Here is a 17,197-nt window from a genome sequence, read left to right as displayed (position 1 = left end):
CCTTCACGATAGGGGACCCAGATTCTGGGTCCCCTATCGTCGTTTCAGCACCTTGCCGTGCCTGGACGACCTTGCCGTGTCATGTCCCCACCAGGACACGTGATTGAATTTGTGGGGCCCCCGACCACCTCTTGCGGACCTCAGAAAGGGATCACCGTGTCGGAAAAGAACGACGACGACCGGAAGTCCTTCCGGCGCGGCGAGGGATCCGATCGCCCCTCCCAGGGCAGCGGTGCGTCCGGTGCAGACTCCACCAGCAAGCGCCCCGACCGCGAAAGCGGCCAGCGCGGCGGCTTCAAACGCAGCGACTCCGGCGACCGCAGCGGCTCCGGCCAGCGCGGCAACGCCGGCGACCGTGGCGGCTTCAACCGCAGCGGTGATTCGAGCTCGCGCGGCACCAGCAATCGTGGCGACTCCGGCGGCTTCAACCGCCGTGACGACGCAGGTTCCTCTGGCAGCTCCAACCGTGGTGGCGATTCGGGCAGTCGAGGCGGCTTCAACCGCAGCGGCGGCTCCAGCGATCGTGGTGGTTTCAACCGTGGCAGCGACTCGGGCGAGCGCGGCGGGTTCAACCGCAGTGGCGGCTCCAGCGACCACGGTGGTTTCAACCGTGGTGGCGACTCGAGTAGTCGCGGCGATTCCGGGCAGCGCGGAAGTTCTGGCGAGCGTGGCGGTTTCAATCGTGGCTCGAGTGAACGCGGCGGATTCAACCGTAGCGGTGGGTCCGGCGAACGCAGTGGCTTCAATCGTGGTGGCGACTCCGGTGGCCAACGCGACTCCGGCGATCGCGGTGGATCCAACCGCAGTGGTGGTTCGGGTGATCGCGGCAATTCCGGCCGTAGTGGCGACTCGGATAACCGTGGCGGTTTCAACCGTGGCGGCGACTCCGGTGGCCAGCGCGACTCCGGCGATCGCGGTGGCTTCAACCGCGGCGGTGGCTCGGGTGAGCGTGGCGGATTCAACCGTGGCAGCGATTCGGGTGACCGCGGTGGTTTCAACCGCGGTGGCTCCGGTGACCGCGGCGGATTCAATCGTGGTGGCGACTCGGGTGGCCAGCGGGATTCCGGCGAGCGTGGCGGTTTCAAGCGCGGCGGCGATTCCGGCGGCCGTGGTGGATTCGACCGGGGCAGCGATTCGCGGGGCAACGGACCGGACAATCGGCGTCGTGGTGGCGAAGGTGCCCGGGGTGTCGGTGACGATCGGTCGCAGGAGCGTCGTGCCGCGCGCCCGGAGGAGCCCGACCTTCCCGATGACGTGCAGCCGTCCGACTTGGAACCCGCTGTTCGCCGCGACCTGCTGAGCCTGGACAAGTCCAACGCGGAAGCGGTGGCCCGGCACCTCGTGATGGCAGCGAAACTGATTGACGACGACCCACGCCTCGCCCTCGCACATGCGCGGGCTGCCCGCCAGCGCGCGGGCCGCATCGCCGTGGTGCGCGAAACCGCGGGCGTGACCGCTTATCACGCGGGTGAATGGGCGGAAGCCCTGTCCGAGCTGCGCACTGCCCGCCGCATGTCCGGCGGCTCCGGCCTGCTCGCCGTCATGGCCGACTGCGAACGCGGCCTCGGCCGCCCCGAACGCGCCATCGAACTAGGCCGCAGCGACGAGGCCCGCGCCCTGACCGGTGACGAAGCCACCGAACTCCGCATCGTCGTCGCAGGCGCCCGGATGGACCTCGGCGAGTACGACCAGGCCGTCGTCACCCTGCAGACCTCCGAACTGGACCCGTCGCGCACCGGCTCGGCCGCAGCGCGCCTCTTCTACGCTTACGCCGACGCCCTTGTCGCCGCAGGCCGCACCGACGAGGGCCTCACCTGGTTCCTCAACGCCGCCTCGGCCGATCTCGACGGTGAAACCGACGCGGAAGACCGCGCCGAAGAACTCACCGGTGGCGCCCTCCCCGACGACGACCTACAGCTGTAGCCCGGCTGCCGGTTGCCGACATCCTCGGTAACCGCCGGCCGGAGTGGCACCGCCGGCCGGAGTGGCGAATGGCGGCGCCCCTACGCAGCAAAAGAACTCACTGGCGGTGTCCTCGCGGACAACGACCTGTAGCTGTAGCATGCCAAGCACGGCTGAGTGTCACTGTCGCGCCGTGTCGACAATGCTGACCTCGGAGCGCGGCTAGCTGAGCGCTGCGCCCCGCACACTTTCTGATTTGGCGCACACCGAATCGCATGCCATTCCTTGTGCGGAAAATCAGAAACCGTGCGGCTGTCCAGAGCCGAATCGTCGAGCGATAAGCCGACGTTGGGCGACAACGAGTGTCGAGCGGGCCGCTGGACAATCCGACGCCGAGGGGGCGAGCGGGGTTTTGTCCACGGAGGCCCCGGCCACGTCACTTCGCTGTACCGCCGGTGCTTCTCCGCGTGGTCAGCAGCGCCCTTTTGCCTGCCCTAGGCCACGTCGCATACTTCCACGGGCTCCAGATCTGGTGGGCGGCTTCGCGTATCAGCGGCTTTCCGTGCATACCCACTGCATATCTGGCAGCGCCGCGAAGTCGACTGAACCCACCGAAACGTGCCGACCAGTTTCCTGGATTGCCTGGCATCCCACCAGGATTCGCTGCCCCGCGCCCGGCGATCTCTTCGACGGATTGCGCGGCTAGCCTGGCACGGACCACGTATGGTTCTCGTGGCGCGAAATCGCTACGGGTGTGCCGACTTACGGGTGGCATGGCCGGATGATGTTGTTGAGATCAGCGATACGTCAACGGGACCGTCTGATTACAAGGAGATTCACGATGAGCAGTGTCCGGGCAACGGTATTCGTCGGCTTGGCCGCCGCAGCATTCGCTGCGATGGGCGCCGTCTCGGCTAACGCGGAGCCGTTCGACTACGGGCAAGAGGCCAAGCGCGTCTGCGAAGAGGCCGGCCTCGAATTCACCCAGAGCATCAACCTTCCCGGCGGCGTCGGCGCGCAGGCGACCTGCCACGCGCCCGGCCAGGACGAAGTGAAGTTCATCCCGATGCCGAAGGACACCTACTGCTCCGTCCCCGGCATCATGTCGCCCAAGGAGGGCAAGGCCGACGGCGCAGGCAACTGCATCGCCAACTAGTGCAGCGAGCGGGACATGACGGTGGCGAATCGCGAGAAGAGCCACCGTCACGTCCCGTTCGTCGTTTTACGTCATCCCTTTGCTGCGGCGAATCGTTGGAGGTTGCTCCCCGCAGGGGTGTGAGCGTCGGCTCCGGGGGCGATGCCGTTCGTTTTCCTGTCGGCCCGCTGGCGTAGTGTTCGGGTTTCTCGGACCTGCCGAGGGCCATCGCCTCGGCGCGGCGGACAGCGTCCGGCGGATGCGGAGTTCGGCACCGTGCGGGGCGACGATACGGAAGACATGAGGAACATGCGGGGTGCCGGAGACATTGGTAGGTAACCGGAAGCAGCGGCTACGCGATCGCTACGAAGCCTTGCTGCTGGATCTGGACGGCACCCTGTATCGCGGCGACGCGGTGATCGAGGGCGCCCCGGCGGCGTTGGCGCCCGATGAGACCGCGCAGCGGCTCATGTACGTCACCAACAACGCCAGCAGGGCACCGAAGACGGTCGCCGCGCACCTGGCGGAGCTCGGCTTCCGCGCGAGCACCGACGAGGTGGTGACGAGCGCGCAGGCGGCCGCACGGCTGCTGGCCGAACAGCTCGAGCCGGGCGCGGACGTGCTGGTCGTCGGCACCGACGATCTGGCCGCCGAGGTGACCGCCGTCGGCCTGCGCCCCATCCGCCGCTTCGACAAAACCGCGCCCGCGGCTGTCGTACAAGGACATTCACCGCAAACGTGCTGGGCCGACCTCGCCGAAGCGGCGTACGCCCTGCGCGCAGGCGCGCTGTGGGTCGCGGCCAACACCGACAAGACCCTGCCGAACGAGCGCGGCCTAGCGCCGGGCAACGGATCGATGGTCGCCGCGCTGCGCACCGCTTCCGACCGCGAACCGATCGTCGCGGGCAAGCCGTACGCACCCTTGTTGGAAGACGCGCTTGTGCGCGCCGGAACCCGCAGCGCACTGGTGGTGGGGGACCGGCTCGACACCGACATCGAGGGTGCGAACACCGTCGGACTCGAATCACTGCTGGTCCTGACCGGTGTCAGCACGCTCGACGAGCTGAAGGACGCCGCGGACGAGTTCCTCCCCACCTACGTCGCCGACTCGCTGGACGCACTGAACTACCCGCCGGTGCCCGCCGAATCGGACACCGACCCGAGCGACCTCGCCGCAGACCTCGCCGACCGGTTGCGGCGCAACCCGGGACGAGCCGTGACGGTACGCGCGTCTGCTGCGGAAATCCGATAGCGTTGACGCCACGATGACTACTCCCATGCCCCGCCCGACCGGCCCCGGTATGCACGCACCCGGCGCAAACGGACCCCGCCCCGGGGCCCCGCTGCCCGGTCAGCATCTGCCGGGTGGCCCAGGGCGCCCGGAGCCGGCCGACCCGGAGCGCATCCGCAGCGAGATCGACGGCCTGCTCACCGAACTCGCCACGCGCACCAGCTGGCCGGGCTCGCCGAGCGCGGCCGAGGGCGCCGAATCCGGCACGGACATCACTCGCCGCGCGCGCATCCTGGAACAGGCACACGACGTGCTCGTGCAGGCCCTGGCCACGGTGGACAAGATCTGAGGTGGCCAGACGCGCGCGCGTGGACGCCGAACTGGTTCGCCGCGGATTGGCGAGATCGCGGGAACACGCGGTCGAGCTGATCGACGCCGGTCGCGTCCTGATAGCTGGAACGGTCGCCGTGAAACCGGCGACCGCCGTCGAGGCGGGTACGCCGCTGCTGGTCCGCGAACAACCCGACGAGGTGTCGTGGGCCTCTCGGGGTGCGCACAAACTGCTCGGTGCGCTGGAGGCCTTCGAGCCCGCCGGGCTCACCATCGCGGGTAAACGCTGCCTCGACGCGGGCGCGTCGACCGGTGGATTCACCGATGTGCTGCTGTCGCGTGACGCTCGCGAGGTGGTCGCGGTGGACGTCGGCTACGGCCAGTTGATCTGGCGGCTACAGAACGACGACCGCGTCCGCGTGGTCGATCGCACCAACGTGCGCAACATCACCACGGAAACCATCGGCGGCACAGTCGAATTGGTCGTCGGCGACCTCTCGTTCATCTCGCTCGCCCTGGTGCTGCCCGCGCTGGCCGCGTGCACCGCACCGGGCGGCGACCTGCTGCCCATGGTGAAACCCCAGTTCGAGGTCGGCAAGGAGCGCGTGGGTTCTGGTGGCGTGGTGCGGGACCCGGCGCTGCGCGCCGAAGCGGTCCGTGATGTCGCCACCGCGGCCGCGGCGCTCGGCCTGCGCACCGAAGCGGTGGTGGCGAGCCCGCTGCCGGGCCCGTCGGGCAATGTCGAATACTTCGTATGGTTGCGCAAAGACGGGCAGCCCGAAGACGACGGGGAGCGAGTCGCTGCTCTCGTCGAGCGTGCGGTTGAGGAGGGTCCACAGTGAACGCGCCGACCAGAGCCGGTGGCCGGGAGATCCTGCTGGTGGCACATCCGGGCCGCGCGGAGATCATCGAGACCGCCCACCGGGTGGCGAAAATCTTCGCGGACGCGGGCATCTGCCTGCGGGTACTCGCCGACGAGGCCGTCGACACCCGATTCGAGGCCGAACCGGGCGGCTATCCGGTGCGGGTGGTCGAGCACGGCCACGACGCGGCGATCGGCTGCGAGATGGTGCTGGTGCTCGGCGGTGACGGCACCTTCCTGCGCGCCGCCGAACTGGCCCGCCCGGCCGGGGTGCCGGTGCTCGGTATCAACCTGGGCCGCATCGGTTTTCTGACCGAGGCCGAGGCCGAGCATCTGGATGACGCACTGGCACACGTGGTTCGGGGCGACTACCGCATCGAGCACCGGATGACCGTCGACTTCACCGTCCGGATGGACGACGAGGTGGTGCAGACCGGCTGGGCGTTGAACGAGGCCAGCATCGAAAACGCCTCGCGGACAGGCGTGCTGGAGCTGGTGCTGGAGGTCGACGGGCGTCCGGTGTCGGCGTTCGGCTGCGACGGCATCCTGATCTCGACGCCCACCGGTTCGACCGCCTACGCGTTCTCCGCGGGCGGTCCGGTGGTGTGGCCGGAACTCGAGGCGCTGCTGGTGGTTCCGAGCAATGCCCATGCGCTGTTCGCGCGGCCGCTGGTGACCAGCCCGGAGTCGCGGATCGCGGTCGAATGCGTGGCCACCGGTCACGATGCGATAGTTTTCTTGGATGGCAGGCGCACCCTGGAGTTGCCGAGGGGCGGCCGGTTGGAAGCGGTCCGCGGTGCCCAGCCGGTGCGCTGGGTGCGGCTCGATTCCGCGCCGTTCGCGGACCGGATGGTGCGCAAGTTCCAATTGCCCGTGACAGGCTGGCGTGGCCGACGGCGAACGGAGAGCACACATGCTGACCGAGATCAGGATTGACGGCCTTGGCGTCATCTCCACGGCCACCGCGCAATTCCACGAGGGCCTCACTGTTCTCACCGGTGAGACCGGCGCGGGCAAGACCATGGTGGTCACCAGCCTGCACCTGCTGAGCGGTGCACGAGCCGACGCGGGACGGGTGCGGCTCGGTGCCGCGCGTGCGGTGGTAGAAGGCCGCTTCACCGTCGACGATGTGAACGACGCCGCCCGCGCGGAAGTGGCGCAGGTGCTGGAATCGGCTGCCGCCGAACAGGATGACGACGGCAGCATCATCGCGATCCGCACGGTCGGCAGCGACGGAAGGTCCCGTGCGCATCTGGGTGGGCGCGGCGTGCCTGCCTCGGTGCTCGCCGATTTCACCGCGCCGCTGCTGACGGTGCACGGGCAGAACGATCAGCTGCGGTTGCAGCGCCCCGATCAGCAGTTGTCGGCGCTGGACCAGTTCGCCGCCGACACCGTCGGGCCGCTGTTGCGCAAATACACGGTGCACCGCCGCGCCTGGTTGGATGCCCGCGCCGAACTGCTCGAACGGACCGCGCGCAGTAGGGAATTGGCGCAGGAGGCGGACCGGCTGCAGCATTCGCTGTCCGAAATCGACGCCATCGCACCGGAACCCGGTGAGGATGTGCGCATTGTCGACGAGGTGCGCAGGCTCAGCGATCTCGATTCGTTGCGGGAGGCCGCCGCGACCGCGCATGACGCCCTGGCCGGCCCCGTCGATTCGCCCGAAGAGGGTTCCGGCGCATTGGAATTGCTCGGCTCCGCGCGTGCTCGCATCGACTCGGCCGACGATCCCGCGCTGACCGCGCTCGGTCCGCGGCTCGGTGAAGCCATCGCGGTCGTGGTCGATCTGACCACCGAACTCAGCGGCTACCTTTCGGATCTGCCGTCGGATCCCGGCGCGCTGGACTCGCTGCTCACCCGGCAGGCCGAGCTCAAGTCGCTGACCCGCAAGTACGCGCCCGACATCGACGGCGTGATCGCCTGGGCCGACGACGCGCGCAGCCGCCTCGGCTCGCTCGACGTGTCCGAGGAAACGTTGACCGCGTTGGCGGCCGAGGTCGATATCGCCGCCGAGCGGGTCCGGGAGGCGGCGCGGAAACTCAGTGCCGCGCGGAAGAAAGCGGCAGGAAAGCTCGCGTCCGCGGTGAGTGCCGAATTGGGCGGTCTGGCAATGGGTAAGGCCCGGCTCGAGGTCGAAGTGCATCCGATGCCCGCAGGACCGCAGGACTCGGCGCCGCTGACCATCGACGGAAAAGACGTGCACGCCGGGTCCTCCGGCATCGACGAGGTGGAGTTCCGGTTGTCCGCGCACTCCGGTGCGCAGTCACTTCCGTTGAGCAAGAGCGCATCCGGCGGTGAGCTCTCCCGGGTGATGCTCGCCCTCGAAGTGGTGCTCGCCAGCTCCGACCACGGCGCGACCATGGTCTTCGACGAGGTCGACGCGGGCGTCGGCGGGCGCGCGGCGGTGGAGATCGGCCGCAGGCTGGCCCGTCTCGCGCGCACCCACCAGGTCATCGTGGTAACCCACCTGCCACAAGTCGCCGCCTTCGCCGACACCCACCTGGTGGTCGACAAGTCCGACGACGGCAAGGGCAAGGTCAACAGCGGCGTGCACGCACTGACCAAAGACGAGCGCGTCATCGAATTGGCCCGCATGCTGGCCGGTTTGGACGACACCGAGACCGGGCGGGCGCACGCCGAGGAACTGCTGGAGCTCGCGCGGGCGGAGAAGTCCGGGGCGACCGTCTAGCCTGCGGCCGCTGTCGAGATAGGCCGGGCGCACGCCGAGGAGCTGCTGGTTTGCTGCCGTCGGGCCGCAGCCGCTGCGGCACAGAGCGCTTGACGCTGTCGGTGCTCAGCTGGTTCCGACTTTGGAGTTCAGCTCACAGAGCGTCCACCAGTCACAGGAGCTGGACGTCCTGTGGAACGTGTAGACGCTCTGTGCGGTGAACCGCTAGCGCACGGCCTTCTGTGCTGCCTTGATGAACTGGGTGATGAGGTTCTTCAATCCGAACTCGAGCACTTTGGCGGGCACGGGCAGGCTGGGCTCGGACTCCATCGTGTAGGAGACCCGGGTGCCGTTGTCGGCGTCGGTGAAGGTGACCACGCCGACGTGCCGCTTCACCGGGGCACCCTTGACGATCTTGTATTCCATCCGCTCACCGGGCACCAGCTTGGTGATCTCCTCGGTGACGCCGAGCGGGCCGACACCGAGCAGGTGCTGGGCGCCGACGCCTTCGCGCTCGGTCAGGCCCGGCTTGGTCAGCTTGACCTTGATCGGAAGGTACGGGCTGATGCTCTCGCGGTCGGCGAAGAGCCGATACACCACATCACGCGGGGCGGCGATGACGGCGTCGACAGTCGTGCTGGCCATGGGGTCTCCTCTTCGAGTTACCTGTGACGGGCAGCATATAGGTAGTACCGGGTGGGCCCGGGGCCCTGTGTAACCGGTGTCACAGACAGTGGGGTGCAGGCATCGTGGACCGCCCGCGACTTCGCGTGAAGAGCTGGTGAACGTGTCAGTCACGTTCGGCACCCAGGCTGATGCCGCGGGTCGCGAGCCAGGGGAGTGGGTCGACGCGGTCGGTGCCGTTGAGCCAGACCTCGAAATGGCAGTGCGGGCCGGTCGTTTCGCCGCGGTTGCCGACGGTGGCGATCTCGTCCCCCGCCAGGACGTGCTGACCGATATCGACCAGCGCCGTGTTGATGTGGCCGTACACGGTGATCGTGCCGTCGTCGCCGAGCAGCCGTACCCACATACCGAATCCGCTCGCGGGTCCGGCGCTGATGACGGTGCCGTCTTCTACCGCGACGATGGGGGTGCCGATCGGCGCGGCCACATCCACGCCGGCATGCAGGGCACCCCAGCGCATTCCGTAGCCGGACGTGAAGGTGCCGGAGGTGAACTTGGTGAACAGCGGGCGCAGCTTCGCGGCGGCCTGCGCGGACAGCTCCTCCGCGACCTTGCTGCCGTTCTGCAGGATGTCGCTGAACTGACCGAGATCGGTCGGACCTTCATCGAGCAATCCCGGTTCGGTACCCGCCGGTGCCGCGGCCGCCGACTGCGGTTGGCCCAGCGCCATCGGCACCACGGTGGTGTCCATCGGCGGTTCGTCGCTACCCGCCAGCAGATCCTGCCCGACAGCGACGAATGCGCCTGCGGCAACCGCGAGAATGGCGGCGCGACCCTTCAACGCGGTCGGCGGTGCGGGCATGCGGTGCCTGCCGCCGCGGCGCTTGGGTCGATCCGCGGCCGAGGATCGCCACGCATCCGCCGACGGCGCCCGCTCATCGTCCGACGACGGCCATCGGTCGTCCTGCTGCGCGGACCGACCCCTTGACGGCCGCCGGGCATTCTCTGGCGACGACCACGAGTCTGGCTGGGCGTGCTCATCCTCTGGTGTCGGCCGCTGGTTCTCGGTCGAGGTCAGCTGGTCCTGGGGTGCGGCCCACGCCTCGCCGGTCCATGCCCACTGGGTATCTGGTCGCGCCCACCGATCCTCGGGTGCGGTCCACCGGTCTTCGGGTGCGGCCCACCGATCCGCAGGTTCGGACCACCGATTCTCCGGCGACGGCCAAGCCTCGTCCGGCGACGGCCATGCCGTGCCGGACTGTGCCGGCCGATCCTCGTGTGACGCCCACGGATCGACTGACTGCGCTGGGTGTTCCTCTGCCGGATTCTCGGGTGCGGCCCACCCATCTTCGGATGACGCCCATCCGTCTTCGGGCCAGGCCCACTGACCTGCTGGCGACGGCCGAGCTGCACCGGTCGCCCGCCAGGTGTCGGCTGACTGCGTCGAGTGATCCTCCGGCAGATTCTGGGGCGTGCCCCACCGATCCTCGGGCGACGCCCACTGATCATCCGGTGATGCCCACTGATCCTCGAACGGCGTTGCGGACTCGACCCAGCTCATCGAATAGCTATCACATTGCTGAAGGCTGACCGAATTGCGCTGATCGTCCCTGACTCCCCGCCTGCCGCCCCGCGCCGGATACTCGCTCATCGACCGAACCGTGTTTGTCTGTATTGTCCCGAACCGGCCGATATAGGCGAAACGTCTGGTCCACGGCGCAATCGCCCGGTATTCACAAGGGTTTCGAGGCACATCACGCTGTCGTCCTTCGTCACGTCACGTCGAGATGTCGTCGGGGCTGGTCGACGGTAACGAAACGATAGCGGTCATGCTCGTTAGGCGCGCGAACTAAACGTATGAATGTGATGGCCGACACAAACCGCTCCTTGCAACGAGTTCTCCCGCGTGTCGCGTGTGGTGTCAGTGTTGTCACAGTGATGTATGTGGTAGGTGGTACGGCGCGCCTCCACCAACGGTTTAGGGTTTGCGTGCAGCATCGGATCCATGAAGATGCTGGCGTTGTTGTCGAGGAACACCGAAACGCTGCCCGGCCTCTCCGGGATAGCCCGGGTTGATCGCAACACCCGGCGCCTGCTGAAACGGGTCGGACCAGGCGATGTCGTCGTGCTCGACGAGATGGACCTGGACCGCCTCACCGCCGATCGTCTGGTCGAGGCGGGCGTGGTCGCGGTGATCAATACTTCGCCGTCGATCTCCGGCCGCTATCCCAATCTCGGCCCGGAAGTGCTGGTGGCGAACAACATCCTGCTGCTGGACACGGTGAGCTCCGACGCGTTCAGCAAGATCAAGGACGGCGTCAAGGTTCGCATCGACGAGGGCGTCGTCTACGCCGACAAGGTGATCAAGAAGGATCCCGAGGTCCTGGTCAAGGGCATCGAGCTGACCGACTCCGACATCGCCGAACGGATGATCGAGGCGCGCAACGGCCTGGCTGATCATCTGGAAGCGTTCGCGGGCAACACCATCGAGTTCATCCGCACCGAAAGCGCCCTGCTCATCGACGGTATCGGCGTGCCGGAGCTGGAACTGGCGATGAAGCACCGGCATGTGGTCGTGGTGGCCGACGGCCCCGACCACGCCGAGGATCTCAAGCGGCTCAAGCCGTTCATCAAGGAGTACGTGCCGATCATGGTCGGCGTCGGTCGCGGCGCGGACACCCTGATGAAGCAGGGCTACCGCCCCGACCTCATCGTCGGCGATCCGGACGAGATCACCTCCGCCACCCTGAAATGCGGTGCCGAGGTGATCCTGCCCGCCGACACCGACGGTCACGCCAAGGGCCTGGAACGCATCCAGGATCTCGGCATCGGCGCGACCACCTTCCCGTCCTCCGGCGCGCCCGCCGACCTGGCGTTGCTGCTCGCGCACCATCACGGCGCGTCGCTGATCGTCACCGCGGGCGCCGCCGCCACGCTCGACGACTTCTTCGACCGCAGCCGCCGGGAGAGCAACCCGGCGACCTTCCTCACCCGCCTCAAGCTCGGCACCAAGCTGATGGACGCCAAGGCCGTGGCCACGCTGTACCGAAACCGGGTGTCCGGCATCGGCATCGCGATGGTGGTGCTCGCCGCTCTGATCGCGGTGATCGTGGTGCTGCTCGCCTCCAACACCGGCACCGACGCCGTGGCCTGGGCCGCCGACACCTGGGACCGGTTCGCGCTGTGGGCGCAGGGCTTGGTCGGCGCGGGCGACAAATGACCAAGGGAGAACGATGATCTCGTTACGCCAGCACGCCATCTCGATCGCGGCGATCTTCCTGGCCCTCGCCATCGGCGTGGTGCTCGGCTCGCAAACGCTGGCAGCGGATCTGCTATCGGGGTTACGTGCGGACAAATCGGATCTGCGCCAGCAGGTCGACACGGTGTCGGACCAGAACCGGCGCCTCACCGATCAGTTGAACGCGGCCGACCGCTTCATCGCCGGATCCGCGGGCCGCATCCTCGGCGGTACCCTGGCCGATCGCAGCGTCGCGGTGTTCACCACCCCCGACGCCGACCCCGCCGATATCGAGGGTGTGACCAAGGCGCTGGAAACCTCGGGCGCCGCGATCACCGGGCGGATCGCGCTCACCGACGCGTTCGTCGACGCCACCGAGGGCGACCGGATGCGCTCCGCCGTCACCAATGTCATCCCGGCGGGCGCCCAATTGCGCACCGGCGCAGTCGATCAGGGCAGCATGGCCGGCGACCTGCTCGGCCTGGTCCTGCTGCTCGATCCGGCCAACGGGCAAACCCGCGGCACTCCGCAGGAACTGGGTCTGGTGCTGGAGACGCTGCGCGGCGGCGGCTTCCTCGCCTACGGTGACACCCCGGTCCGTCCCGCGCAATCGGCGGTCGTGATCACCGGCAACGGGGCGAAATCCGCTGAGAACAGTCAGGGTGCCAACATCGCTCGTTTCGCGGGCGCGCTGCGTGGGCGGGGCGCGGGTGTCGTGCTCGCGGGGCGCTCCGGTGCCGCCGAGAACCCGGGCCCGCTCGCCGTCGTCCGCTCCGACGGACCGCTCGCCACCACGGTCAGCACAGTCGACAACCTCGACAGGGAGATCGGCCGCGTCACCACCGTGCTCGCGCTGAGCGAGCAGCTGAACGGCGGCACGGGACGTTACGGCACCGGTGCGAAGGCAACCTCGCTGACGCTTGCCGCGATGCCCCGCTGACAACGTCAGCCTTCGCTCGCAGGTCGCGTGCGAAGGCGGCACGCACAGCTCGTCGGCGGCCCCGGATTCGCCGAGCACCGGCGCGAGCTACCGCGATACCGCACAGCCCACTCAGCGACCTCCCTCACAGCCGTCGGCACGACGCATGATCAACACTCCGGCGATCCAACAGCAAACGTGCGTGGCGTTAGTTCCCCACGCCCGATCCGTGTTACCGTGAAGACCCGTGGGTCATACACGGAATCAGGCGCGAACGGCTACGAAGCACATCTTCGTGAGTGGTGGAGTCGCCTCCTCATTGGGTAAAGGTCTTACCGCCTCCAGCCTCGGTCAGCTGTTGACGGCGCGTGGGCTGCGCGTCACGATGCAGAAACTCGACCCGTACTTGAACGTCGATCCCGGCACCATGAACCCCTTCCAGCATGGAGAGGTTTTCGTGACGGAGGACGGGGCCGAGACCGATCTGGACGTCGGTCACTACGAGCGGTTCCTCGACAGGGACCTGACCCGGGACGCGAACGTCACGACCGGGCAAATCTATTCGACGGTCATCGCCAAGGAACGCCGCGGCGAGTACCTCGGCGACACGGTGCAGGTGATCCCGCACATCACCGACGAGATCAAGAGTCGCGTCGTCGCGATGAGCGCGCCGGATGCGGACGGTCAGACCCCCGACGTGGTGATCACCGAGATCGGCGGCACCGTCGGCGATATCGAGTCGCAGCCGTTCCTCGAGGCGGCGCGCCAGATCCGCCACGATGTCGGCCGGGACAACGTCTTCTTCCTGCACGTCTCGCTCGTGCCCTACCTCGCGCCCTCGGGCGAGCTCAAGACCAAGCCGACCCAGCACTCGGTGGCCGCGCTGCGCAATATCGGTATCCAGCCCGACGCGCTGATCCTGCGCTGCGACCGCGAGGTGCCGCAGGCGCTGAAGAGCAAGATCGCGCTGATGTGCGACGTCGAGGTCGACGCCTGCATCTCCACCCCCGACGCGCCGTCGATCTACGACATCCCGCGCGTGCTGCACCGCGAGGGCCTCGACGCCTACGTGGTGCGCAAGCTCGGGCTGCCGTTCCGCGATGTGGACTGGACCGTGTGGGGCGACCTGCTCGACCGGGTGCACTCGCCGCGCGAGACCGTCGAGGTGGCGCTCGTCGGCAAGTACGTCGACCTGCCCGACGCCTACCTGTCGGTCACCGAGGCGTTGCGCGCGGGCGGATTCGCTTCGCGGGCCAAGGTACTCATCCGCTGGGTGCCGTCGGACGAGTGCGAGACCCCGGCCGGTGCCCAGTCGGCGCTGCGTGACGTGGACGCGGTCCTGATCCCCGGCGGCTTCGGCATCCGCGGCATCGAGGGCAAGGTCGGCGCCATCAGCTACGCGCGGGCACGCGGCATTCCGCTGCTCGGCCTGTGCCTCGGTTTGCAGTGCGTGGTCATCGAGGCGGCGCGTTCGGTCGGTCTGGTCGAGGCGAACTCGGCCGAGTTCGAGCCGGACACCCCGCATCCGGTGATCTCCACGATGGCCGATCAGGAACAGGCCGTCGCGGGCGAGGCCGATCTCGGCGGCACCATGCGCCTCGGCGCCTACCCGGCCACCCTGGCGAAGGGTTCCGTGGTCGCCCAGGCGTACGGCAGCGAGCAGGTTTCCGAGCGGCACCGGCACCGCTACGAGGTGAACAACGCCTACCGTGACCGGATCGCCAAGAGCGGGCTGCAGTTCAGCGGCACCTCGCCGGACGGGCACCTGGTGGAGTTCGTCGAACTGCCCGCCGACGTGCACCCGTTCTTCGTCGCCACCCAGGCGCACCCGGAGCTGAAGAGCCGTCCGACCCGTCCGCACCCGCTGTTCGCGGCGCTGGTCGCGGCGGCACTGAAATACAAGCTGGCCGAGCGGCTTCCGGTCGACATCCCGGACGAGGAGTTCGCGAGCGCGGCGGACCAGGCGTAGCACGATGACGCAGGATGGTGGCACCGCCGGACCAGGCAGCCACGATTTCGAAACCGTATCCAGCGAAACCGTCTACAGCGGCGCCATTCTGGCGTTGCGCCTCGACCAGGTGCGGATGCCCGGCGGGCACGTCGCCGAGCGCGAGGTGATCGAGCACCACGGAGCCGTCGCCGTCGCCGCGATCGATGACGACGACAACGTGGTGCTGATCAACCAGTACCGGCATCCGATCGGCAGGCGGCTGCTCGAGCTGCCCGCCGGTCTGCTCGACCTGCCCGACGAGGATCCGCTCGTCGCCGCACGCCGCGAGCTCGCCGAGGAGACCGGACTGGCGGCCAGGGAATGGGCCGTGCTGGTAGACGTGGCGCTTTCGCCGGGGTTCACCGACGAGGCGTTGCGGGTGTACTGCGCCCGCGGGCTGTACGAAACCGACCAGCCGGAGCCGGAATTCGAGGAAGCCGACCTCTCGATCGTGCGCATGCCGGTCGACGAGGCGGTGCGCGCGGCGCTCGCCGGGGAGATCGTCAACGCGACCGCCGTCGCCGGTGTCCTCGCGCTCGCCGCGGCTCGGGCGAGCAAGACCGAGTTGCGGCCGGCCGACGCGCCGTGGCCCGGACAGCCCACCGCGTTCCTGCGCCGCAAGGCGGCCGAGAAGTCCGCGGACTGACGGGCGCCGGCCGGTGCTCGCGCGGGAATTGGATGCCTACCTCGACCATCTCGCGGTCGAGCGCGGCGCCGCGCGCAACACCCTCGGCGCTTACCGGCGTGACCTCGGCCGGTATCTCGACTTCCTGACCGGGCGCGGCATCACCGCGCTCGATCAGGTCGCCGAGGGCGATGTCGCGGAGTTCACCATGGCATTGCGGGCCGGCGGCGCTGAATTTCCGCCGCTGGCCGCGGGTTCGGTGGCTCGCGCGCTGATCGCGGTGCGCGGGCTGCATCGTTTCGCCGCCGCCGAGGGGATGACCACCACCGATGTCGCGCACGCGGTGAAACCGCCTGCTCCCGGTCGCCGGCTGCCGAAGGCGCTGCCTTACGACCAGGTGCTGAAGTTGCTGGAAGCCGCAGGCGGTGGTTCGGCGAGTGATCCGGATGCCGCGCCGGGCACCGACGGCGGTCCGCGTGGGCTGCGCGACCGTGCCCTGTTGGAACTGCTGTACTCCACGGGCGCACGGATTTCCGAGATGGTCGGGTTGGATGTCGACGATCTCGACACCGACGAACGTGCCGTGGTGCTGCATGGCAAGGGTGGTAAACAGCGCATGGTGCCGATCGGCAGGCCCGCGCTGGCCGCCGTCGACGCTTACCTGGTTCGGGGGCGCCCCAAGCTCGCTGCCAGTGGAAAAGGCAACGCGGGCGCGCTTTTTCTCAACGCACGTGGCGGGCGGTTGTCTCGGCAGAGCGCCTGGCAGGTGCTCCAGACCGCCGCCGAACGCGCGGGTATCGGTGCCACTGTCTCGCCACACACCCTGCGGCACTCGTTCGCCACCCACCTGCTCGACGGGGGAGCGGATGTGCGCGTGGTGCAGGAGTTGCTGGGCCACGCGTCGGTGACCACTACGCAGATCTACACCCTGGTCACCGTCAACACGTTGCGCGAAGTCTGGGCAACCGCCCACCCGCGCGCTCGTTAGCTGAGTCCGTCAGAGCGTCCATAGATTTCACAGGGACTGTGCGGGCGTGTGGCGGTTGTGAATCGTTCGAAAGCTCTGTGCGTCTCGCCCCCTATCGCGCCATGACGCCGCTCTCAGCTCGGGGGAACAAATCGGACTGCGGTCCAGTTAACCCCTTCGTGTCGGGGTCCGCACAGTGCGGCTCGGCGTGCGCAAACGTGAGGTGAGTTGAGTGGCAAAGTCTTTCATCGTCCAGGAATCCGATGTCGAAGCGGTGGCGCTGCCCGGCGGCGGGTCCTTCCAACTGCTGGAGGACAGCGAGCGATCCGACGGCTTGTTCGGCGCGAACCGTCTCGTCCTCGCCGCAGGCGCGAATGGCACTCGCCCGCACCACCACACGCAATCCACGGAGATCTTCTACGTCCTCGACGGCACCATGGAGTTCCTCGTCGACGGCGAAATCAGCGCGGTGCGCAAAGGCGGACTGGTCGTCGTCCCGCCCGGCACCGTGCACGCTTTCGGCGCGTCGGCGGACGGACCCGCCGAGTTTCTCGCCGTGCTGACACCGGGTATCGTCCGGTTCGAGTACTTCCGGCAGCTCGGCCGGATCGCCCGCGGGGAGGCGGAATGGGACAGCATGGACGACTTGCACGACCGCTTCGACGTGCATTTCGATGGTGACCCGGAGTGGCGCTGAGCGATACGG

General features: G+C 68.3%; 14 protein-coding genes and 1 pseudogene. 13 read left to right on the top strand and 2 right to left on the bottom strand.

What is annotated here, in order from left to right; all coding sequences use genetic code 11:
• Nucleotides 1-840: 840 nt before the first annotated feature.
• From NN4_RS39195 to recN, 7 genes and pseudogenes are all read left to right on the top strand, one after another.
• Nucleotides 841-1,923: pseudogene (locus NN4_RS39195) on the top strand (tetratricopeptide repeat protein); the annotation flags it as partial.
• An 820-nt stretch (nucleotides 1,924-2,743) separates the two neighbouring features.
• Nucleotides 2,744-3,058 (top strand): hypothetical protein, encoded by a 315-nt coding sequence (locus NN4_RS39190; protein ID WP_147141915.1) that lies wholly within the window; start codon nucleotides 2,744-2,746, stop codon nucleotides 3,056-3,058.
• A 295-nt stretch (nucleotides 3,059-3,353) separates the two neighbouring features.
• On the top strand, nucleotides 3,354-4,289 hold the full coding sequence (locus NN4_RS39185) for an HAD-IIA family hydrolase (protein WP_246181329.1): 936 nt from the start codon (nucleotides 3,354-3,356) through the stop codon (nucleotides 4,287-4,289).
• A gap of 13 nt (nucleotides 4,290-4,302) precedes the next feature.
• Nucleotides 4,303-4,617, top strand: coding sequence for a hypothetical protein (locus tag NN4_RS39180; protein WP_246181328.1), 315 nt, complete (start codon nucleotides 4,303-4,305; stop codon nucleotides 4,615-4,617).
• A gap of 1 nt (nucleotide 4,618) precedes the next feature.
• Nucleotides 4,619-5,440, top strand: a complete 822-nt coding sequence (locus tag NN4_RS39175; protein ID WP_147141910.1) for a TlyA family RNA methyltransferase — start codon at nucleotides 4,619-4,621, stop codon at nucleotides 5,438-5,440.
• Nucleotides 5,437-6,396: an NAD kinase gene (locus NN4_RS39170; protein ID WP_147141907.1), complete on the top strand. Its 960-nt coding sequence runs from the start codon at nucleotides 5,437-5,439 to the stop codon at nucleotides 6,394-6,396. Before NN4_RS39175 ends, NN4_RS39170 begins: the two co-directional genes overlap by 4 nt.
• Nucleotides 6,374-8,149: a DNA repair protein RecN gene (gene recN, locus NN4_RS39165; protein WP_147141904.1), complete on the top strand. Its 1,776-nt coding sequence runs from the start codon at nucleotides 6,374-6,376 to the stop codon at nucleotides 8,147-8,149. Before NN4_RS39170 ends, recN begins: the two co-directional genes overlap by 23 nt.
• 204 nt (nucleotides 8,150-8,353) lie before the next feature.
• Here recN and NN4_RS39160 read toward each other — a convergent pair whose 3' ends face one another.
• Nucleotides 8,354-8,773 (bottom strand): SRPBCC family protein, encoded by a 420-nt coding sequence (locus NN4_RS39160; RefSeq protein WP_147141901.1) that lies wholly within the window; start codon nucleotides 8,771-8,773, stop codon nucleotides 8,354-8,356.
• 145 nt (nucleotides 8,774-8,918) lie between these two features.
• Nucleotides 8,919-9,614 carry a M23 family metallopeptidase gene (locus NN4_RS46435; protein WP_308633351.1) on the bottom strand — a complete coding sequence of 232 codons (696 nt, stop codon included), beginning with the start codon at nucleotides 9,612-9,614 and terminating at the stop codon, nucleotides 8,919-8,921.
• Nucleotides 9,615-10,757: 1,143 nt separating this feature from the next.
• Between NN4_RS46435 and steA the strand changes: the two genes are divergently transcribed.
• From steA to NN4_RS39125, 6 genes are all read left to right on the top strand, one after another.
• Nucleotides 10,758-11,972 (top strand): putative cytokinetic ring protein SteA, encoded by a 1,215-nt coding sequence (gene steA / locus NN4_RS39150; RefSeq protein ID WP_147141895.1) that lies wholly within the window; start codon nucleotides 10,758-10,760, stop codon nucleotides 11,970-11,972.
• Between the two features lie 13 nt (nucleotides 11,973-11,985).
• Complete coding sequence (locus NN4_RS39145; protein WP_147141892.1) at nucleotides 11,986-12,930, top strand: copper transporter; 945 nt, start codon at nucleotides 11,986-11,988, stop codon at nucleotides 12,928-12,930.
• A 226-nt stretch (nucleotides 12,931-13,156) separates the two neighbouring features.
• Complete coding sequence (pyrG, locus tag NN4_RS39140; RefSeq protein ID WP_135236135.1) at nucleotides 13,157-14,878, top strand: CTP synthase; 1,722 nt, start codon at nucleotides 13,157-13,159, stop codon at nucleotides 14,876-14,878.
• A 4-nt stretch (nucleotides 14,879-14,882) separates the two neighbouring features.
• Nucleotides 14,883-15,545, top strand: a complete 663-nt coding sequence (locus NN4_RS39135; RefSeq protein WP_147141889.1) for an NUDIX domain-containing protein — start codon at nucleotides 14,883-14,885, stop codon at nucleotides 15,543-15,545.
• 13 nt (nucleotides 15,546-15,558) lie between these two features.
• A complete protein-coding gene (gene xerD / locus NN4_RS39130; RefSeq protein WP_147141885.1) occupies nucleotides 15,559-16,512 on the top strand; it encodes a site-specific tyrosine recombinase XerD in 954 nt (317 codons plus the stop codon).
• A gap of 211 nt (nucleotides 16,513-16,723) precedes the next feature.
• Nucleotides 16,724-17,188: a cupin domain-containing protein gene (locus tag NN4_RS39125; RefSeq protein WP_206055062.1), complete on the top strand. Its 465-nt coding sequence runs from the start codon at nucleotides 16,724-16,726 to the stop codon at nucleotides 17,186-17,188.
• The last annotated feature ends 9 nt before the right edge of the window (nucleotides 17,189-17,197 follow it).

The sequence above is a fragment of the Nocardia ninae NBRC 108245 genome, assembly GCF_007990755.1.
GTDB lineage: Bacteria > Actinomycetota > Actinomycetes > Mycobacteriales > Mycobacteriaceae > Nocardia > Nocardia ninae.
The sequence above is the reverse complement of the archived record's forward strand: the minus strand, read 5'-3'. Positions and strand labels throughout refer to the sequence as shown.